Source organism: Microbulbifer hainanensis (assembly GCF_014904735.1).
Lineage (GTDB): Bacteria > Pseudomonadota > Gammaproteobacteria > Pseudomonadales > Cellvibrionaceae > Microbulbifer > Microbulbifer hainanensis.
On record NZ_JACZCR010000040.1, the window covers coordinates 151,175 to 169,002 of the forward strand.

At 56.3% G+C, this 17,828-nt stretch carries 19 protein-coding genes; 6 read left to right on the forward strand and 13 right to left on the reverse strand.

The window, feature by feature from the left end; all coding sequences use genetic code 11:
* Window positions 1-79 precede the first annotated feature (79 nt).
* Window positions 80-1,816, forward strand: a complete 1,737-nt coding sequence (locus IG168_RS16015; protein ID WP_193165438.1) for a SulP family inorganic anion transporter — start codon at window positions 80-82, stop codon at window positions 1,814-1,816.
* A 106-nt stretch (window positions 1,817-1,922) separates the two neighbouring features.
* Here the strand turns inward: IG168_RS16015 and IG168_RS16020 are convergent, their stop codons facing one another.
* Together IG168_RS16020 and IG168_RS20695 are read right to left on the reverse strand one after the other, a co-directional pair.
* Window positions 1,923-3,428, reverse strand: coding sequence for a family 16 glycosylhydrolase (locus IG168_RS16020; protein WP_193165440.1), 1,506 nt, complete (start codon window positions 3,426-3,428; stop codon window positions 1,923-1,925).
* A gap of 112 nt (window positions 3,429-3,540) precedes the next feature.
* Entirely contained in the window at window positions 3,541-5,997 is a 2,457-nt protein-coding gene (locus tag IG168_RS20695) for a family 16 glycosylhydrolase (protein WP_226877034.1), read from the reverse strand.
* A gap of 215 nt (window positions 5,998-6,212) precedes the next feature.
* Here IG168_RS20695 and IG168_RS16030 point away from each other — a divergent pair, with 215 nt between their 5' ends.
* Entirely contained in the window at window positions 6,213-6,464 is a 252-nt protein-coding gene (locus tag IG168_RS16030) for a hypothetical protein (RefSeq protein ID WP_193165442.1), read from the forward strand.
* Here the strand turns inward: IG168_RS16030 and IG168_RS16035 are convergent.
* The 4 genes from IG168_RS16035 to IG168_RS16050 all read right to left on the reverse strand — a co-directional run bounded on the left by IG168_RS16035 (window position 6,461) and on the right by IG168_RS16050 (window position 9,263).
* A complete protein-coding gene (locus IG168_RS16035; protein ID WP_193165444.1) occupies window positions 6,461-6,670 on the reverse strand; it encodes a cold-shock protein in 210 nt (69 codons plus the stop codon). The two genes, IG168_RS16030 and IG168_RS16035, sit on opposite strands and share 4 nt — an antisense overlap.
* A 233-nt stretch (window positions 6,671-6,903) precedes the next feature.
* The gene (locus IG168_RS16040; RefSeq protein WP_193165446.1) at window positions 6,904-7,407 is read right to left on the reverse strand and encodes an arsinothricin resistance N-acetyltransferase ArsN1 family B; all 504 of its coding nucleotides are present in this window, start codon (window positions 7,405-7,407) and stop codon (window positions 6,904-6,906) included.
* Window positions 7,385-8,221 (reverse strand): alpha/beta fold hydrolase, encoded by an 837-nt coding sequence (locus IG168_RS16045; protein ID WP_193165448.1) that lies wholly within the window; start codon window positions 8,219-8,221, stop codon window positions 7,385-7,387. Before IG168_RS16045 ends, IG168_RS16040 begins: the two co-directional genes overlap by 23 nt.
* 127 nt (window positions 8,222-8,348) lie before the next feature.
* Entirely contained in the window at window positions 8,349-9,263 is a 915-nt protein-coding gene (locus IG168_RS16050; protein WP_193165450.1) for a LysR family transcriptional regulator, read from the reverse strand.
* Between the two features lie 100 nt (window positions 9,264-9,363).
* Here IG168_RS16050 and IG168_RS16055 point away from each other — a divergent pair, with 100 nt between their 5' ends.
* Window positions 9,364-10,467 (forward strand): citrate/2-methylcitrate synthase, encoded by a 1,104-nt coding sequence (locus IG168_RS16055; protein ID WP_193165452.1) that lies wholly within the window; start codon window positions 9,364-9,366, stop codon window positions 10,465-10,467.
* Between the two features lie 90 nt (window positions 10,468-10,557).
* On the opposite strand, the gene IG168_RS16060 is transcribed toward IG168_RS16055, so the two are convergent.
* The gene (locus IG168_RS16060; RefSeq protein ID WP_193165454.1) at window positions 10,558-10,872 is read right to left on the reverse strand and encodes an EthD family reductase; all 315 of its coding nucleotides are present in this window, start codon (window positions 10,870-10,872) and stop codon (window positions 10,558-10,560) included.
* A 192-nt stretch (window positions 10,873-11,064) separates the two neighbouring features.
* Entirely contained in the window at window positions 11,065-11,712 is a 648-nt protein-coding gene (locus IG168_RS16065) for a DUF899 domain-containing protein (protein ID WP_193165456.1), read from the reverse strand.
* Between the two features lie 145 nt (window positions 11,713-11,857).
* Between IG168_RS16065 and IG168_RS20935 the strand changes: the two genes are divergently transcribed.
* The gene (locus tag IG168_RS20935; protein WP_193165458.1) at window positions 11,858-12,844 is read left to right on the forward strand and encodes a GlxA family transcriptional regulator; all 987 of its coding nucleotides are present in this window, start codon (window positions 11,858-11,860) and stop codon (window positions 12,842-12,844) included.
* Window positions 12,845-12,875: 31 nt separating this feature from the next.
* Here IG168_RS20935 and IG168_RS20700 read toward each other — a convergent pair whose 3' ends face one another.
* On the reverse strand, window positions 12,876-13,040 hold the full coding sequence (locus IG168_RS20700; protein WP_226877035.1) for a hypothetical protein: 165 nt from the start codon (window positions 13,038-13,040) through the stop codon (window positions 12,876-12,878).
* 36 nt (window positions 13,041-13,076) lie between these two features.
* Here IG168_RS20700 and IG168_RS21005 point away from each other — a divergent pair, with 36 nt between their 5' ends.
* The gene (locus IG168_RS21005) at window positions 13,077-13,220 is read left to right on the forward strand and encodes a citrate/2-methylcitrate synthase (protein ID WP_404932004.1); all 144 of its coding nucleotides are present in this window, start codon (window positions 13,077-13,079) and stop codon (window positions 13,218-13,220) included.
* Window positions 13,221-13,388: 168 nt separating this feature from the next.
* On the opposite strand, the gene IG168_RS16080 is transcribed toward IG168_RS21005, so the two are convergent.
* Both IG168_RS16080 and IG168_RS16085 read right to left on the reverse strand, forming a co-directional pair.
* Window positions 13,389-14,270, reverse strand: a complete 882-nt coding sequence (locus IG168_RS16080; RefSeq protein WP_193165462.1) for an MBL fold metallo-hydrolase — start codon at window positions 14,268-14,270, stop codon at window positions 13,389-13,391.
* 212 nt (window positions 14,271-14,482) lie between these two features.
* Window positions 14,483-15,568, reverse strand: coding sequence for an aldo/keto reductase (locus IG168_RS16085; protein WP_319024738.1), 1,086 nt, complete (start codon window positions 15,566-15,568; stop codon window positions 14,483-14,485).
* A gap of 102 nt (window positions 15,569-15,670) precedes the next feature.
* On the opposite strand from IG168_RS16085, the gene IG168_RS16090 reads away from it, so the two are divergent.
* Window positions 15,671-16,558 (forward strand): LysR family transcriptional regulator, encoded by an 888-nt coding sequence (locus IG168_RS16090; RefSeq protein WP_193165464.1) that lies wholly within the window; start codon window positions 15,671-15,673, stop codon window positions 16,556-16,558.
* A gap of 111 nt (window positions 16,559-16,669) precedes the next feature.
* On the opposite strand, the gene IG168_RS16095 is transcribed toward IG168_RS16090, so the two are convergent.
* Both IG168_RS16095 and IG168_RS16100 read right to left on the reverse strand, forming a co-directional pair.
* Window positions 16,670-17,560, reverse strand: coding sequence for a hypothetical protein (locus tag IG168_RS16095; RefSeq protein ID WP_193165467.1), 891 nt, complete (start codon window positions 17,558-17,560; stop codon window positions 16,670-16,672).
* Window positions 17,561-17,606: 46 nt separating this feature from the next.
* The coding region (locus tag IG168_RS16100) for an IS3 family transposase (RefSeq protein WP_193165469.1) at window positions 17,607-17,828 on the reverse strand (222 nt) is incomplete at its 5' end.

The window sequence follows — 17,828 nt, forward strand, 5'->3', positions numbered from 1 at the left end:
GTGGCTGGTGTTGGCCGCCGGGCGCTTGCGAGCACGAGTGCGGTTGATTTTTAGTGTTGCCCTAACGGTATTAATAAATATGCGTGCACTTCAGAGTTATTTGCCCGTTTTCAGCTGGATCGGGCAGTACAGCCGGCAGGCGCTGAGCCGCGACCTGCTGGCGGCGGCCATCGTGACCATCATGCTGATTCCCCAGTCGCTGGCCTATGCGCTGCTGGCGGGCCTGCCGGCCCAGGTCGGCCTCTACGCGAGTATCGTGCCGCTGGCCGTTTACGCGCTGTTCGGCACCAGCCGCACCCTGTCGGTGGGGCCGGTTGCCGTCGCGTCGCTGATGAGTGCCACCGCACTCGGCGAAGTGGCAGCACAGGGCACCACCGACTACTTGCTGGCCGCCGCAGTGCTCGCCACACTTTCGGGCGCGTTTCTCGCATTGCTGGGTATATTGCGACTGGGTTTCCTGGCGAATTTTCTTTCGCACCCGGTGATTTCCGGATTCATTACTGCATCGGGACTGTTGATCGCTTTCAGTCAGCTGAAGCACCTGTTTGGTGTCAGCGCCGGCGGCCATAACCTGCCGCAGATTATCGGGTCGCTTGTCAGCCACCTGCACCATATCAATGTCTACGCGCTGGTTACGGGTAGCGCGGTCATCGCATTTCTTTACTGGTCGCGCGGCGGCGCCGGGCGATTGCTGCAGCGTCTGTCCGTGCCCGCCCATACCGCCGGGCTGTTGTCTAAGGCCGCACCGGTGGTGGGGGTGATCGCCACTATCATCGTTGCAATTGCCTTTAACTTCGAGGGCAAGCAGGTGGCACTGGTGGGCGCAATACCATCGGGATTGCCGAGCCTGCATCTGCCGCATTTTTCCTGGGATCTGGTGCGCGCGTTGACGGTACCGGCGATTATGATTTCTATCATCGGTTACGTGGAATCGGTCTCCGTGGGCAAGACGCTGGCGGCGAAGCGGCGCCAGAAAATCGACGTGAACCAGGAGTTGATCGGACTCGGTGCCGCCAATATCGGCTCGGGCCTGTCCGGCGCCTTTCCGGTGACCGGCGGCTTCTCTCGCTCAGTGGTCAACTTCGATGCGGGTGCCGAGACGCAGCTCGCCAGTGTCTTTACCGCGGTGGGTATCGCGCTGGCCTCGGTATTCCTGACCCCGTTTCTGTACTACCTGCCGAAGGCGACGCTGGCCGCAACCATCGTCGTGGCGGTACTGTCGCTGGTGGACTTCTCGATCCTGCGCAAGACCTGGCGTTTTTCCAAGAGCGATTTCCTCGCTGTGACCATCACCATCGCGGTTACCCTGCTGTTTGGTGTCGAGGCGGGTGTCTCCTGTGGTGTCGCAGCGTCGATTGCACTCTTCCTGTACCGTACTTCGCGCCCACATATTGCCGAGGTTGGATTGGTCGAGGGCACGGAGCATTTCCGCAACGTAAAACGCCATGAAGTCGTGACCGATCCACAGATACTGACGATCCGTGTGGACGAGAGCCTGATGTTTTCCAACGCGGGTTATCTGGAAGATCGCGTCTACGGGGATCTCGCCGCAAACCGCCGGGTAAAACATGTGATCCTGATGTGCAGTGCGATCAATGAAATCGACTGGAGTGCCCTGGAAGTTCTGGAAGCGATCAATGAGCGCCTGGCGGAGCAGGGGATGCAGTTGCACCTGTCCGAGGTTAAGGGGCCGGTGATGGATCGACTGCAGAGTACCGGCTTCCTGCAGCATCTGTCGGGCAAGGTGTACCTGTCGCAATACCGGGCGTTTGTCGACAACCGGAGTACGGATACTGCTCAGACGGTCGCAGCGTAGGGACGGTAATGCCCTCGCTTCTCTCTTAGGAATATTCCAATAGAAAAAATGCGGCGGCGGACACTCGGAGTGTTGCGCCGCCGCATCGATCTAAGCGACTACCGGATTATTGGTAGACCCGCACATAATCCACGTACATCTTTTGCGGAAAACTACTGGAGCCGTCCGGGCTTCCCGGCCAGTTGCCGCCCACTGCGACGTTCAGCAGGATAAAGAACGGGTGGTCGTAGACCCAGTTGCCGTACTGCTCCACCTGGGCGCGGGAGGCGTTATAGAAGTTGTTGCCGTCCACATACCAGCTGATCCCGTTGCTGTTCCACTCCACCGCGTAGACGTGGTAGTTGGCATCGACATTCTGCCCCAGGTTATTAGTGCCGGTGATCGGCGTATTGCCGGAATAACCGGGACCGTGCAGCGCACCATGGGTTAGCGTTGGCTCGTAACCCACGTGTTCCATGATGTCGACCTCGCCCGAATTGGGCCAGCCGACGCTGCCGATATCGTTGCCCAGCATCCAGAAGGCCGGCCAGATGCCCTGGGTCTGCGGCAGCTTCATGCGCGCCTCGATGCGGCCATACTGGAACTCCTTTTTGCCCGAACTGATCATGCGCGTCGACGTGTACTGGCAGGTGCCGTACCAGCAGCTGTTGCCACCCTCCTGGCGCGCTTCGATCACCAGCACGTTACTGCCCGCCTGGGCGTCATACTGAATCGACGCATTCTGGCCGTTGGTGTAGTACTGCAGCTCGTTGTTGCCCCAACCGCCGCCGCCGGTCTCGAAAGTCCAGTTAGCGGTATTGATGCTGTCGAACTCGTCACTCCAAACGAGGCCACCCGTTTGGGTCGGGCTGATCACCACGGACGAGGCCAGATCGTTGAAATTGTTGAGGCAGCTGGTGTCGCCGTTGACGGTTATCGAGGAGCCGCCGAAGTTGTCGTGCTCGTACAGCGTGGCCTGGTAGCCGGGCGAGACGCGGATGGATGATGCCTGGTCATTGACGAAGCCCAGTGCCTGCAGCGCCGCCAGATTGTAGGAACCCACACCCAGCCCCGCTGACCAGCCGCCGTAATTACAGTCGTTATAGACGGTGGCGATATTGCCGCCGGTGCTGTTGGCCGTTATTTCAATCCAGTTCAGGTTCCAGTTGCCGGTGGTGGCGTAGACACCGAAGCTGTAATTGCCCGCATCGATATGCACGGTGTAAGACACCGTCTGCCAATTCTGCCAACCGCCGGTGTCCGGCACATTGACACTGCCCAGTACGATGGAGCCACCATTCAGGTCGTTGGACAGGGTGCCTCCGCCCTGGCTGGCGACGCGCAGGCGCACGGTGTAATCGCCAGAGGCAGAAATATTCAGGTTGTTGAACGCCAGCCATTCACCGGTCTCGACCCAGCCCACGTTGTAGCCGCCACCGGTGTCGGTAGTCGCCTCGATATCCACATCGTCGCTGCGATAAGCGCCGCCGGTATTGCCCGGTGTCGTATCGTAAAACGCGTTGTAATCCTCGACCTGAAAGACTGTGGCATCGGCGCATGCCGCACCGGCGCCGAGCAGTAGCGAGGCGCAGACCGCTAAAAGCGGACGCAGTGGTAATTGAAAGCTTTCCATTATTTTTTTCCTCTCTTCACCATTTCAAAGTTTTGCCCGCCGGCCCGTTGGTGTTTCGGGCGGCAGGACCTTCTCACCAGTTTCTTTGTCGGTAACTCCCTGCGCGAATCTGTTATTCGGGACAATAAAAAGTTACGTCATAAGTTGTCAGCGTCGACGCCGGGCAAGTCGATAGACCGAAGCCATCGTCATAGGCATAGGAGTAGGTCTCGCATACCGAGTGGATGTAGTTGCGGTAGGCGCTGCGATCCGCCGGACCCGCGTGACACTCCTCCTGGCTGATCGGCGGAGTGGGGCAGGTGTACATCTGCGCTTCCGGTGCATCCGGGGTGTAGGTGGGCGTGTTGCCCCAGTTGGCGTAGGTCAGCTTGCCCGCCGGTGAATAGCAGCCGCCCGCCTCGCCGGTGGCCGGGTTGGTGGCGAGCAGATCCATATTGCCGAGTTGCGGGAAGAGACCGTCGGTAGACAGGTCGGCATTGCGCGGGCAGTCCGCCACGCGTAGCGCCGAACAGTCGATCTGGCCGTTGGTGGGACCGCCGGGCCCCGCGAACGGGCCGGAGGTAACAGGCCCTTCCGGGCAGTAGCCGTTGATTGATACTTTCATCGGCACGGTAAAGCCATCCACCGCGCTGGAGTTCCACCAGTCGGAGCGGCCCAGCGACGAACTTGGGGCGGACGGGTTCGTCTGGCACTGGCTCTCGTCGATGCCGGTGATACAGCCGAAGGTGGCCTCGAACTTGGAATCGATCGGTGGCGCGCAGCCCTCCGGCGGGCAGGTAAAGCCGAATTCCTGCGGGCCGCCGCTGGCGCCGATGCGGCAGTCCATACCGGTGCCATCGCAGTCGAACGCCGGCCAGAAACGCATCGCCGCCAGTCCCTTGTCGGGAATGTCGTAACTGATGGAGCCGCTGGCCGGCACCGCGCTGTGATTGGGCGCGTTGAATGTGCCACCGGAGCCATCTGGCACACTCAGCCAGTGCACCCACATGGTCTTGGTGGGGCAGGCGTTGTGAACGGTCAGGCGCGGGTGGCTGGTGCCGGCTGCCGGCGTGCCCGGATCAAAGCTGCCACCGGAGCTGCCGGAAGAGCTGCTGGAGCTGCCGCCGGAACTGCTGCTCGACGAGCTGCCGTCACCTTGATAGACGCGCACATAATCCACCAGCGTATCCCGCGGCCACTGTGACGCAATCGGGTTGTAGCCGTAGGTCAGCCGCCCACCCAGCGCCATATTCAGGATGATGTGCATCGGCTCATGGAATTCTTCCATGTTGGCCGGTGTGATATCGATGGTATGGGTCAGCACGCCGTCGATATAGTAGCGCTGCTCGTTCTGGTCCCACTCCAGCGCGTAGACATGGAAGGCTTCCGTATCGCCGATAGCGCCGGTACTGCCGTAGTCGGCGTTACTGCCTGCGTCGTAGGGGAAGTCACCGGTGCGGGTATCCCAGAAATTATGGTGAAAGGTAAAGCTGTCCTGATTGACGTTTTCGAAGATGTCGGTCTCACCGCAGCTGGCCCAGTTGCCCGGCATGCTGTCGTAGTAGCCGGCCGCCGGCGAGTAGCTGTCGGTGTAGCTGCCGCTCTGGGAATCCCCCAGCATCCAGAAGGCGTTCCACTTGCCCTGCAGGCTCGGTGACGAGATGCGCGCTTCGATGCGGCCGTATGTCCAGGAGTGCTTGCCCTGGGTGGTGATGCGGCAGGAGCGCCAGTCGAAATTCTGGCCGTTGACACTGATTGGATTGTTCTCGCCGTGGATCACCAGGTTGCCACCCTGCTGGTAGCAGTTCTCCGGGCGGTACCACTCCAGTTCCTGGTTGCCCCAGCCGTCGAAGGCGCCGATGCCGGCATTCCAGCCGTTGCCCACGTGATAGTTCCAGTTGGCCGGATCCGGCTGGCCCGAGCCGTTGAACTCGTCAGACCACACCAGTGTCCAGCCGCCGCTGCTGCCACCGGAAGAACTGCCAGACGAACTCGAGCTACTCGAAGAACTGCTCGACGAGCTACTGGAGCTGCCGCTGCCCACAACATAAGTGGCCCAGGGCGTATCCACCGCACCATTGCCGTTGTCGTAGGTATAGAAATACTGGATGGTGTCGCCGGTGGCGAGATTGTCCAGCGGCCACTCCTGGCGGCCGTTGGCGGCGGTCATGCGGTAGTTCTGCTGGCCGTCGCTGTTCACGATGAAGTGCACATCAGCCCAGTTACTGGTGTTCACGTAGAACAGCACGGAGCTGCTGCCGAGCGCTTCTATACCGTAGTCGCCGCCGGCACTGGCGCCGCCGGAGGAGCTCGACGAGCTGCCATTGTTAGCGCTGTCACAGCTGTCCAGCAAAGACCAGGCCTGGGTCCAGGCGCTGCCGGCGCCGGGTTCGTAAGCCCAGGCGGCAGTGGAAGAGCACCAGCCGGGGATATCGCAATTGTAAGCACTGCCGTTGTTTTGCAAGTCCTGATCCTGGACGTAACTGGTTCCGGCAGAATAGGTCGGCAAGCCGTCGCAATCGATGGCGTAGCCGCTACTAGAAAATAATGCAGGCGCTGCGAACGCAGCGAGGGCGAGCAAACGTTTCATTTTCCCTGACCTCATCGCAATTATTATTTGAATTTATTCGGCAACGGATACGGCTGTTGCGAGAGACTGCGCGGAAGATTGTCAGCGTTGTCATGCCCGGATATCGACCCAGAATCCGGTGCAGGGGAAAGTGGAACGTTCAAAAAACTGATAGGACGCCAGTTTTTTTGCCGCCGAGCAATTTGTTCAGCGTTCGGCGCGTAAAACGTCAGGTAGTGAGTGTCAGTGAGGTGGCAAAAACACCAGGTAAACGACCTTTTTCGCGTTGCCAAATCATTGTGAGCGGCATGGCGGTCGCGGTGGAATCATGGTGGTATCGGCAGCGGGCGTTCAATAATTCAAAAATTTTAGATCAATGCCATGCAACAAAAAAAAGCGGAGCCAATTGGCTCCGCTTTTTTTGCTACCGCAATCCGCGGGCTGCCGGATTGATCAAAATCCGCCAGCGCCCGGATATCGTTATTTAGATAACGACGATGTTTTCCGCCTGCAGACCTTTCGGGCCTTTCGCAACGGAGAAAGAAACCTGCTGGCCTTCGACCAGGGTTCTGAAACCACTGTCGCTAATGGCGCTGTAGTGGGCAAATACGTCCGGGCCGGACTGTTGTTCAATAAAGCCGAAGCCCTTGGATTCGTCGAACCACTTAACGGTTCCTGTAACGGTATCAGACATAATCGTGTCCTATAACTTAAATTGTATATAGCCATACGTAATGGCGGTGACGGCGGAAAATAAGCAGGACTTAAACTATCGGACGAGGATTATGGATATAACTTCGTAACAGGAGAGAATGTTCATGGTGCTTAATTTCTAGCGCTTAGGCAGTGTATCCAGCCCTGATCAGAAGTCAATCAATTATTTGAGGGGGTGACTTTGAGGTCAGCGCCGACAGGTAATCGAAAACTTCAGTCCCGTTCCTCGCGCAAAAGGACCCTTTGCCAGTAACCCACATCGATCCAGCGACCAAACTTGCGCCCGACCTCCTCGAAGTGGGCCACCTTGTTCATACCGAGCTTTTCGTGCAGGCGTATGCTGGCATCGTTGGGCAGCGCGATACCGCCGATAACGGCATGGATGGAGCGCGAGTGCAACGAGTTGAACAGTGCCTCGTAGAGCGCCGTCCCCAGTCCGGCGCCGCGCGCATCCCGGTGCAGGTACACAGATATTTCGACCGAGTGCCGATAGGCGCTGCGTGTGCGCCAGGGCGTTGCATAGGCATAGCCGAGGATCTGGCCGGACTCTTCTGTGACCAGCCAGGGCAACTCAGCCGCGGCAACACCGGCAATTCGTGCCTCCATATCGGATGCGGATACCGGTTCGGCCTCAAAAGTTACCGTCGTGTTAAGGATGTAGTGATTGTAGATCGCCGCTACTTGGGCGGCGTCTTCAGGTCGTGCTGATCTGATCATCGCTCGGTATCATTCTGCCGGTGGGATGATTACGCAGGAATTCCAGCATCGATTGTGTCACGGCAGCTGGCTGTTCCAGGGTAGAGAGGTGCCCGGCCTGGGGGATGATCTCCAGCGTTGCATTGGGCAGCCGCTGAGCCAGCGCTTCAGAACAGGGAGGGGGCAGGGAAGCATCCTCTTCGCCGACAAGGACCAGGGCCGGCTGCGAGATCCCGGTGAGCTGCGTTTTAAGCGAATCGCGCTGGCACAGCGCGAGGCACACACGATCGATGGATACCAGTGACATTGCGGAAAACTTCTGCTGCCAGTATTCAACCAGCGCGGGCTGGTTCTGCCGGGTGTGGCGGCCAAACATCATCTTGGATACCGCCGGCAGCAATGGCTTGATGCCGAACAGCTTCACCAGGGCAACCAGCATCCGGTATTTGAAAATCTTGAAGCGAGTCTCGGTGCCGGCATGGGTATCGAGCAGCAACAGGCTGTCCACCCGCTCGGGCACTTTGATCGCGGCGCGCAGCGCGATCATGCCGCCGATCGACAGCCCCGCCCAGATCGCTTTGTCGATGCCTTCCTGATCCAGCACTGCCACCACGTCATCGACCAGGTCATAAATATCCAGCGGTTTATCCGCGGTGCTTGACTGGCCGTGTCCGCGGATATCGATATTGATTACCCGGTAGTGTTCTGCCAGCGGTGCCAGCTGCTCCTTCCACATTTCGCCGTCGCACAGGAAACTGTGCAGTAGCACCAGTGCCGGGCCGGAGCCGCTGCACTGGTAGTGAATCTGGTAGCCGTCGTGTTGGACGCTGGGCATGGTGGACTCCTTTCTCACACTGGGATTAACGATTTAGAGTGGTTATTTGAACCGCTAAGCGAACGGCAATCAATATTAAAAAAAGATTGCGGCACACCGTGGAGCCGGCGCCCCTTATTCAACGCCGCTATTTCGTAGCGCTAATGTTGGGGTCGCCCTGTCCTTCAACCCAGTAGCTCCGGCATACTTCGATAAAGTCCTGGGCCACCGGGCTCAGATCCCGATCCTTGCGATAAAACAGACCAACCTGGCGCTCGATGCGGGCAAAATCGAATTCATGCAGCGCGCGGAAATGCTGCACGTGTGGCAACTGCCGCGTCACCTCCGTGCTGACATAGCCCACCGCCAGCCCGCGGTCGATCAGGTTCAGGCGCACGTTCAGGCTGCTGATTTGCCAGATCATACGGAAGCGGTCGCGCAGCTTCTCCTGATAGGGGCGCTGGTCCGGCTCGTCCAGCGACGACACCACCAGGGGGATACGCTGCAGGTCCTTGGCAGTCATCTCTGTGCGATGGAGCGGGTGCGCCGGGCTGATCATCAGCAGGCGGTGTTCGTTGTAGAGCGGCTCGGTACCGAAGCGATCCATGCGGGTCTGGAAGGGCCCCAGCCCCAGCTCGACCTCTCCGCTCATCACCGCCTGCACGATGGCGCGGGAGGGCTGTTCCACCAGCCGTAGCCGCGCCTCCGGCCAGCGGCCGATAAAGGTGTGAATCAGGTCCGCCCCGGCGAAGCGGTTGTTGGTGCTGTCGATGGCTACACTCAGTTGCTGGTCCAAGCCGCGCGCGAGCCGCGACAGGTCCGCCAGCGCCGCCTGTTCCTGTTGCAACTGATCGTCGACGTAGCGATAGAGGCGGCGGCCCGCCGTGGTCAGGCGCACCGGACGGTCGCGGATCAGCAGTGGCTGGTTCAGCTTGGTTTCCAGCTGCTTGATTGCCTGGCTGACCGCCGACTGGGTGAGGTGGAGCTCCTCGGCCGCGGCGCGAAAGCCGCCCGAGCGGGCTACTGAATGAAAGATACGTATTTCACCGCTTTCCAGACGCATGATAAGTCCTGCTAATCATTTGTTCACAAAGTTTAATTAGATTAACAGCGCTCCTCGATCTTTAATACATACATCACAAACAGAGTGTGAGGAGTTTGTCATGGCAGAGGAAATCAACGCCGGTCTCGAAGGCGTTGTTGTGGGGAAAACGGAACTATCCAACGTCGAGGGCGATATCGGCCGGCTGACCTACCGCGGCGAGCCGATTGAAGCGCTGGTGAAGCGGGACTTCCCCGCCGTGCTCAACTGGCTGATGACCGGTGACTGGCTGGATGAGACGCAGTGCCGGGCACTGGACCGCTGGCTGGCCGACGAATCCGAACTGACCGCGATAGAGACGCGGGTGCTGGAACAACTGCCCCGCGACACCCACCCGATGGCGGTGCTGCAGGCCCTGGCGCCCATCGCCGACCTGACCCCGGCCCAGCAACCGCCGGCCTGGTTGGGCGAACAGTGGGTACCCGGCATGGTCCTGGCAGCGCGTATCAACGCCGCCGTCAGGATCTGGCACAACTTGAGCCAGCGCGGCGACATCTTCGCCGTCCCCGCCGGTCTCGGTTTCCTGGAAAAGCTGCTCTACGGCATCAACGGTGCCGCGCCCGACAAGGCGGCGCTGCAGGCGATCAACACCACGCAGATACTGCAGCTGGACCACAGCTTCAATGCCGGCACCTTCGCCGGGCGGGTCATCGCCAGCACCGGCGCCAGCCTGTCCGCCAGCGTCGCCGGCAGCCTCGGCGCGCTGTCCGGCCCTCTGCACGGCGGCGCCGACGAAGCGGCGGTGATGATGGCGCGGGAGATCGGCAGCCCCGAAAACGCCGACAGCTGGGTGCGCGATGCCCTCGCCAACAAGGTCAAGATCATGGGTATGGGCCACCGCGAGTACAAACGCCTCGACCCCCGCGCCGCCATCCTCAAGCCCATGGCCCGCCAGTTCTGCGAAGGCACCGAATGGCAGACGCTGATGGAAACCCTGGTAGCGGTGGAGGACACCTGTCAGGACGTCTTCAGTGCCAAAGGAAAAGAAATCTATGCGAATCTGGAATTCTACAAAGGCGCCGTTTACCTGGCGCTGGGTATTCCGGAGCGCTACTTCACCTCGCTGTTCGCGTGCAGCCGGGTGTTTGGCTGGATTTCACATTTCCACGAGTTCAATCTGGATCCGCGGTTGATTCGGCCGCGGGCGCTTTACGTCGGGCGTTGAGGTGGTTGTGCCGGCGGGCCATCTATGCTGACGCAGGGGATGCTCCCGCCGGTATCCCGAGCCGGGTTGCCGGCTGGGGATACCGCCGTTTTAGGTACTCTGATCTTCGAATAGGAACATTTGCACGTCCTCGTCATCAGGCGCCAAAATTCGGCGGTCTGCAGCACAAGCCTGCCCGCACTCGCTTGCAAATGCTTCTTTAATGGCATCGATGGATTCAAAGTGCAGAGTCCCTATAAGGTAAGGACTATCCGCACCTGCCAGGGCGACGATGGGGCCCTTGCTGACCTCGTACCGCTTGAGACCAGGCAGCTGTTTAGCCAATGGAATATGAACATCGAAGTAATGTTTATCAAATGCTGCTGGATCTGCAGGGGCCTTGTAAATAACTAGCATACGCGCCATACAACCCTCCTATTTGGGTTTAATAATATTCGTCTGCGCAAGACCTTTTGCCTTGCACCTGGTACTTGAAGCCAACTTCCGTCTGCGCCAATAAACCGCCGCGGTGGCGGCGCAGCTACTGCCTGCACCTCCGACAAGCATCCAGGTGGTCAGCCCGGTCAGGGCACACAGCGGACACATTGCCAGTCCCCCTCAATATTCATCGTGTTTCTTCCACCACCGGTAGGGTGGCGTTTGTGGAACCCCTTCCGGGCTCTCCTCCCAGAGTTCCTGGCGTCCCATTGGCGTGAGATCAAGATAAGAAAAATTGGATCCCAGGTATTCCGCGCCGCGCTGGGTGGTGTGGTAGCTGCGGTAAATAGCGTCCTTGTCGCGGATAAATACGCTGACGCCAAACATTTCGCCGTTCTCGCGGGTCGCACCGAAATCCCTATTGAAATCGCTACCCGCGGAGGAATACCACGGAAACGCCCAACCCATACGTTCCTTGAAGGCGGCGAGCTTTGCATAGGGGGCGAGGGATACCAGCACCAGCGAAGTGTCGCGCGCGTGGATATGGGCGATATGCCCCATATTGTCGACCATCATCGAGCAGCCAGTGCACGGCGATTCGGCAAACATGAAATGGTAGACAATCAACTGGCTGCGCCCTTCAAACAGGTCCAGCAGGCTGACCTGGCCCTCGGGGCCGGTAAAACGATAATTCTTGCTGACTTCAGTCATCGGCAGGCGACGGCGTTCGGCGTTTAACGCATCCCGAAGCCGGGTGTGTTCCTTCTCCTTGATTCGAAAAGCCTCCAGCGCGCTCTGCCATTCCTGTGTATCGACGATCCGGTTCATAGTGACCTCCGTTTTCAGTGTCCGGGTCAGTATGGTGCTAGATGCGCTGGCGAGCGCTGTGCTCAAATGACGGAGGCGGGGTGGTTTTGTGCCATCCGCTCACCTATGATCTTCCGGAGTGAAAGGGACGCAGGAGCGTACGACAGTGAAGAGTGTCTATATCCTGGTTTTTGAAGAAGTGGTGCTCTCGTCGGCGGCAGCGCCGCTGGATATATTCACGCGCACGAACGACATCCTCAAACAGATGGGGCGGGCGGCGGCTTTTGATATCTCCCTGGTTGCGCAACAGGCCAGCGATATCCGGCTCGGCAGTCCCGCGTCCTTTGCCTGCCAGCGCAGCCTGGAAGAGGTGCCGCCAAAGCCCGCCGGCCATCATCAGAGCCTGATCCTGGTTCCCGCCTTCGATGGTGAATGGGAACTGCTGTGCAGGAAAAACAGTGCGGCCATTGCCTGGCTGAAGCAGCACTATCAAATGGGCACGGAAGTCGCGAGCTTGTGCAAGGGCAGCTATTTCCTGGCGGAAGCCGGATTGCTGGAAGGCAAGGCCTGCACTTCGCACTGGGCCGTCATCGACGATATGCGCCAGCGCTTCCCGGAGCTGGACCTGCAACCGGATTCCGTACTCACCGATCAGAGCGGCATCTACACCGGCGGCGGCGCGTTTTCGTCTCTGAACGTGGTTTTATATCTCGTCGAGAAATTCTGCGGGCACGATGTCGGGGTGCGGGTTGCCAAGAACTTTTCCATCCACCGGGATCATATGAATCAGGCGCACTTCTCGATATTCAGTGGCCTGGACCGGCACGGTGACAAGGCGATTCTGGATGCGCAGAATTTCATCGAAGCGCGTTATGGTGAGGACATCAGCGTCGAGCAGATTGCGTCGCAGGTGAATATGAGCAAGCGCAATTTTATCCGCCGCTTCAAGCAGGCCGTGCAGATTACGCCGATTGAATATATCCAGCGAGTGAAAATTGAGGTCGCCAAGAAAGCCCTGGAGGGCGGCAAGAAAAACATCCAGGCACTGACCTACGAAGTGGGTTATAACGATAGCAAAACCTTCCGCAGCGTTTTCAAACGCTTGACCGGTGTTACGCCGCAGGAATATCGCAATAAATATGGGCGTCTGTAAGGGCTGTAGGGAAGGGTGCATAGCTCATCCGCTAGGTGGTCATCGCCAATACCGGCGCCAGCCTGTCCGCCAGTGTCGTCGCCATCCTGAAACCCATGGCCCGCCAGTTCTGCGAAGGCACCGAATAGCAGACGCTGATGGAAACCCTGGTAGCGGTGGAGGACACCGGCCAGGACGTCTTCAGTGCGAAGGGCAAGGAAATCTTCGCGTATCTGGAATTCTACAAAGGTCCGTGTATCTGGCGCTGGCGTTTCCGGAGAGGTACTTCACCTCGCTATTTGCGTGCAGCCGGGTGTTTGGCTGGATCTCACATTTCCACGAGTTCAACCGGGATCCACGGTTGATTCGGCCGCGGACGCTTTACGTGGGGCGTTGATGTGGTTGTGCGGTTGGGGTAGGGATCCCGCCGGCGCTTCGAGTCGGGTTGCCGGCGGGAGAGACTTTGCGCGGGTGTCTTAAACAGCTGTGTTGGCAGAGCCGATAGGTGGGAATTTAACGCTGGCTTGAGCCGCAATGCGAAAAATTGTCGCGCTCGAAGCCGTTGTTAGACTGGCACATAAAGCCATTCATACCCGTTCCCACCTTGCTGAATGCTTCCCGCAGATGTTTCTGGAAAATGTGCGCTGAAAACGATAGCATTTTTGTTCGCCGCATACGCGAGCAACCATTCGCGCGATTTTTGTGCCGCTTGTTGATCGAGGCAAAAAACTGAGTTCCAAGTCGGACGATAGACTTGTAATGGGCTATGCATAACGTCCCCCGAAAATACCGCCGTTTCTCCATGTGAGTCTATTGAAATTACCATGTGCCCAGTGCTGTGCCCTGGGGTAGGTAAGAAACGGATTCCGTCAAGTATCTCTTCCCCTTCATCGGGTATCATGCGTGCCATTCCTGCCTCAATGATTGGTAATACGCTATCCTCGAAGACCATGCGCCGGGCGGCGCCGCCCGGCGTACTGAAAAAATCACACTCCTGTTTACTGAATACATAAGTGGCATTGGGAAATACCGGCGACCATCGGCCATCTTCCCAATGCGTGTTCCAACCGACATGATCTACGTGTAGATGAGTAAGGAGCACGTAATCGACTTGCTCTCGCTGAAATCCTGCTTCTTCGAAACGCTTGAGCAACGGCGTATCGAGCATATCGAACAGTTTGCTGAATGGACGAGCTTTCCCATTTCCGATTCCGGTGTCAATAACGATGGTCAGACCACCAATTTCCATCACCCATAAGTGAGTCTGTAATGGCACTTGCTGATTAACGAGGTCCAAGCTAGCTGGGTTAAGAATTCCTCCCATGGATTGACCATAGCGCGTATCCCACTCAGGAAAGAGAGTGTCGGTTGGCAAAGCAAATTTAGTTTCCTCGACTCGGGTGATTGTGGCTTTTCCAACTAGTATTTTGAGAGGAATATATTCCATGAAGTCTCCTATTGTGCCTAACCCCCGCAATACCGGCCAATTTGGAGCGAAGCGAAAAATTGATCCGTGTCTTTGCGTATGTTAGCTTCGGTACTTGATGAACTTGTCATAATCAGAAAGGAATAACCCGCTGAATCAGTGCATAAGCCCTATAGCATTTATCATTTTAGCCGGTACGGCCCATTTAGATCTATGGCCCAAAGACGTGCCACTTACGCCGTCACCTCATGGCCACCGAAGACAAATTTCTGCACCTCTGGGTTAAACAAAGCAGCAGGGTACTCCAGATCCGGGCGGCTGATGCCGTTCAGGCGAGTCAGTTGTTCATCCGTCAGTGAGATATCCAACGCAGCCATGTTGCTATCCAACTGGCTCTTGCGGCTCGCACCGATCAGTATTGGCGCACGCAGTGGCTGGCGACTCAACCAATTCAGCGCGATTTGCGCCATCTGATAACCGGTCTCTTCCGCAATTTCTTTTAGAACATCCAGAATCTGCCAATTGCGCTCCGTGAACATACTGTCTCCGAACGGATTATTCCCAGACAAACGGTTAGTTTCTGCACCGGTATCTTCCGCGCCATCCGGTAATGCAGGACCACGTTTCCCAGCCACGTTATCAGGATCGGCTTGCGAGTATTTGCCCGTTAAAAAACCCCCTGCCAGCGGGCTCCAGGGCTGGACCGCCAAATCTTCTTCCAACGCCAGAGGAAAGTGCTCCGCTTCAATGTTTCGTTCCACCAGCGAATACTGCAATTGCAGGCCGATTGGCCCCGGCAAGCCTAACGCTTTCGCCAACGTCACGATTTTGGAGATATACCACGCTGGCGAATTAGAAATACCCCAGTATCGAATTTTCCCAGCTCTTACCAAAGACGCCATGGTTTCCAGCATTTCTTCCGCAGGCGTAACCATGTCCCACATGTGAACCCAATACAGATCCACGTAATCCGTGTTCATGCGCTTCAGTGACGCGTCCAACGCGCTGGAAATATGCTTAGCGCCATTGCCACCCGTGTGAGGATGCGTGCCTGTGCCGAAGCCTGCCTTGGTTGCAATAACCACTTCATCACGGATGTTCATCTCTTGGACGAACTGACCAACCAGTTTCTCACTCTGGCCGCCCGAGTAAACGTTGGCGGTATCGATAAAGTTACCGCCCATTTCGTAATAGGCCTTAAAAATCTCGTAAGACTGCTGATCGTCAGCGCCCCAGCGTTGTGTGCCAAATGTCATGGTCCCCAAAGACAACGAATTCACGACCAAACCTGAACGACCCAATGTACTGTAATGCGTCACAATGCTAATCCTGTCTGATTAATGTGTGAAATCAATCTAACAGGTAGGTTTTCCTATAAAAACCGCTATAATCGCCCATACATACATGAATTAAATTCAGCAATGAAAAAAGAAATCTGGAACGGCTTATTGGTTTTCGCCGCCGCATGCGAAGCGGGTAGCTTCGCCGCGGCCTCTCGACAGCTGGGCACTACGCCCTCCGCTGTCAGCCACGCCATCAAGAAGCTGGAAAAGCAACTGGAGACACGTTTACTCCATCGCTCAACCCGCAGCATTGCCGCCACAGAGGCTGGCCTTAAGCTCCTGTCCGAACTCGCCCCCACACTGAAAACACTGAATCAAACAATTGATAGCATCGGCGAACACACTAATCAGGTGTCAGGGCGCATCCGAATCACATGCCATCATATCGCAGCGAAATACTCGTTAATCCCCCGTATGTCCGATTTCATGCAGGCGTATCCGAACGTTTTTGTAGACCTCGACATGAACGATCGACTGGTGGACTTCATAGCAGAAGGCTTCGATGCAGGTATTCGACCAAGTGAAAAACTTTCACCGGATATGATCGCCGTGCGCATCGACCAACCGAAGAAACTGTACTACGTTGCCTCGCCCACCTATTTAGCCAACTTCGGTACACCGGAAAATCCTCGGGCATTGAATCAGCACCGCTGCATTGGCTACCGCTTTATATCCGCCAACACCTTGTATCCATGGACATTCGTGAACAATACGGAAGAATATTCCATCAATCCCAAGTTTCACTTGGTACTGAACGATGCAGAACTTTTGCTACAGGCCGCCTTGAACGACTGCGGCATCGTCTGCTTGGTTGAAGAACAAGTCTTACCCTGGCTGCAAAACGGACAACTGGTTGAAGTCTTCGACAACAGCGCCCCGACTTTACCCGCCAACTACCTCTATTTTTCCGGTAGAGACCTCGTCCCAACTGCTCTGAGAGCCTTCATAGATTTTATGAAATGTTGAGTTTTGCAGGGGAAGAAGTACTAAAGCTAACGCCTCGATCTGCGGCAGGCCGCGCGAAGCGTGGACTGTCCGGTGTAGGCCCAAAGGACCGAAACGAACGGCATCGACTTGTTAGCCCTGATCTCCACAAAACCTGCACTCTTCTGTGTACTTAGAAACTCCTTCACACACATGGCACTGGGATACCGGAACTATCTCTCCACAAGCACAGCACTTTGCATTCGAAAAAGTATTAGATGTTATATTTAACGAGTCGTAAATTAATGTGCCTTTTGCATTGCATCGTGAGCAATCAATGAAGCCAAGAGCATCCTCATTACCCCTGTAACCACATACAACGCAATTTCTATAGTCTTCTTCATTCAAAGCCCAAGAATCATTGCCGCATTGAATACAAGGCTTTACATCGTCATAAAGTTCATACGCCCTATCAACTGCTTCATCAACATAGCAAGAAGTCTTAATCAGTTTTTTGTATAGCTTGTCACCCAAAAGATATTCAAGGCTATTCGACATATACCGTTTATTTGTAGGAAGAGTATCCTGCCAATCTAGCTGATTTATTATTCTTACCATGAACCATATTGATTCGTTCAAAGTTTCCCTAGAAGGAGTAACCATCCCTAAATGCATGATTTGATTTCTATGATTTTGAAAGCCATCTAATAACGACTTGTCGTCCTCATTCAAATAGATTTCATCAGATATAAATTCCTTGTTCTTCCAGTATGGTGTTGTCGTTATTGTTCCATTCTCAATTGCCAAAAGCACTTCTGATTCTGGTTTCTTATGAAATTGAGGTTTTATAATTCCCTGCCACCCCGTTCTTTTTAACACATATAACTTGCTTAGCAGCTCTAGTGCAGCTTGGATATTTACTATGACCTGCAAAACGTCACTTTCTGTTACATCTTCTGTCAGTGAATGTTGAATGGCATGACGTATATATTGCTTAAAGGTGCCTGCTAGCCTTAGTTCTAGTTGTTCGTTAATGCGACTCATGTTTTTCCTGGGGGGTGGTCTTACCCACAAAAAGTAGACGCTCTAACTATGCGCATTTGCGCTCATACTCAGCTGGACTTATGTAACCCAGTGTAGAGTGCCTACGTACCCTGTTGTAGAAAACCTCGATGTACTCAAACACCTCGGACTTCGCCTGGTCCACACTCTCAAAGCTCACTGCGTACACCAGCTCCACCTTCAAGCGACTGAAGAATGACTCCATCGCAGCATTATCCCAACAGTTCGCTTGGCGGCTCATACTGGGTCG

Excerpts from the sequence above, each read along its gene's own strand:
- IG168_RS16060 (WP_193165454.1), bottom strand. The coding sequence starts at position 10,872 with ATGGCGCGTATGCTAGTTATTTACAAGGCCCCTGCAGATCCAGCAGCA.
- IG168_RS16090 (WP_193165464.1), top strand. The coding sequence starts at position 15,671 with ATGAAAAAAGAAATCTGGAACGGCTTATTGGTTTTCGCCGCCGCATGC.
- IG168_RS16040 (WP_193165446.1), bottom strand. The coding sequence starts at position 7,407 with ATGATCAGATCAGCACGACCTGAAGACGCCGCCCAAGTAGCGGCGATC.
- IG168_RS16065 (WP_193165456.1), bottom strand. The coding sequence starts at position 11,712 with ATGAACCGGATCGTCGATACACAGGAATGGCAGAGCGCGCTGGAGGCT.
- IG168_RS16095 (WP_193165467.1), bottom strand. The coding sequence starts at position 17,560 with ATGAGTCGCATTAACGAACAACTAGAACTAAGGCTAGCAGGCACCTTT.
- IG168_RS16055 (WP_193165452.1), top strand. The coding sequence starts at position 9,364 with ATGGCAGAGGAAATCAACGCCGGTCTCGAAGGCGTTGTTGTGGGGAAA.
- IG168_RS16035 (WP_193165444.1), bottom strand. The coding sequence starts at position 6,670 with ATGTCTGATACCGTTACAGGAACCGTTAAGTGGTTCGACGAATCCAAG.
- IG168_RS16080 (WP_193165462.1), bottom strand. The coding sequence starts at position 14,270 with ATGGAATATATTCCTCTCAAAATACTAGTTGGAAAAGCCACAATCACC.
- IG168_RS16045 (WP_193165448.1), bottom strand. The coding sequence starts at position 8,221 with ATGCCCAGCGTCCAACACGACGGCTACCAGATTCACTACCAGTGCAGC.
- IG168_RS16020 (WP_193165440.1), bottom strand. The coding sequence starts at position 3,428 with ATGGAAAGCTTTCAATTACCACTGCGTCCGCTTTTAGCGGTCTGCGCC.
- IG168_RS16015 (WP_193165438.1), top strand. The coding sequence starts at position 80 with ATGCGTGCACTTCAGAGTTATTTGCCCGTTTTCAGCTGGATCGGGCAG.
- IG168_RS16050 (WP_193165450.1), bottom strand. The coding sequence starts at position 9,263 with ATGCGTCTGGAAAGCGGTGAAATACGTATCTTTCATTCAGTAGCCCGC.
- IG168_RS20695 (WP_226877034.1), bottom strand. The coding sequence starts at position 5,997 with ATGAAACGTTTGCTCGCCCTCGCTGCGTTCGCAGCGCCTGCATTATTT.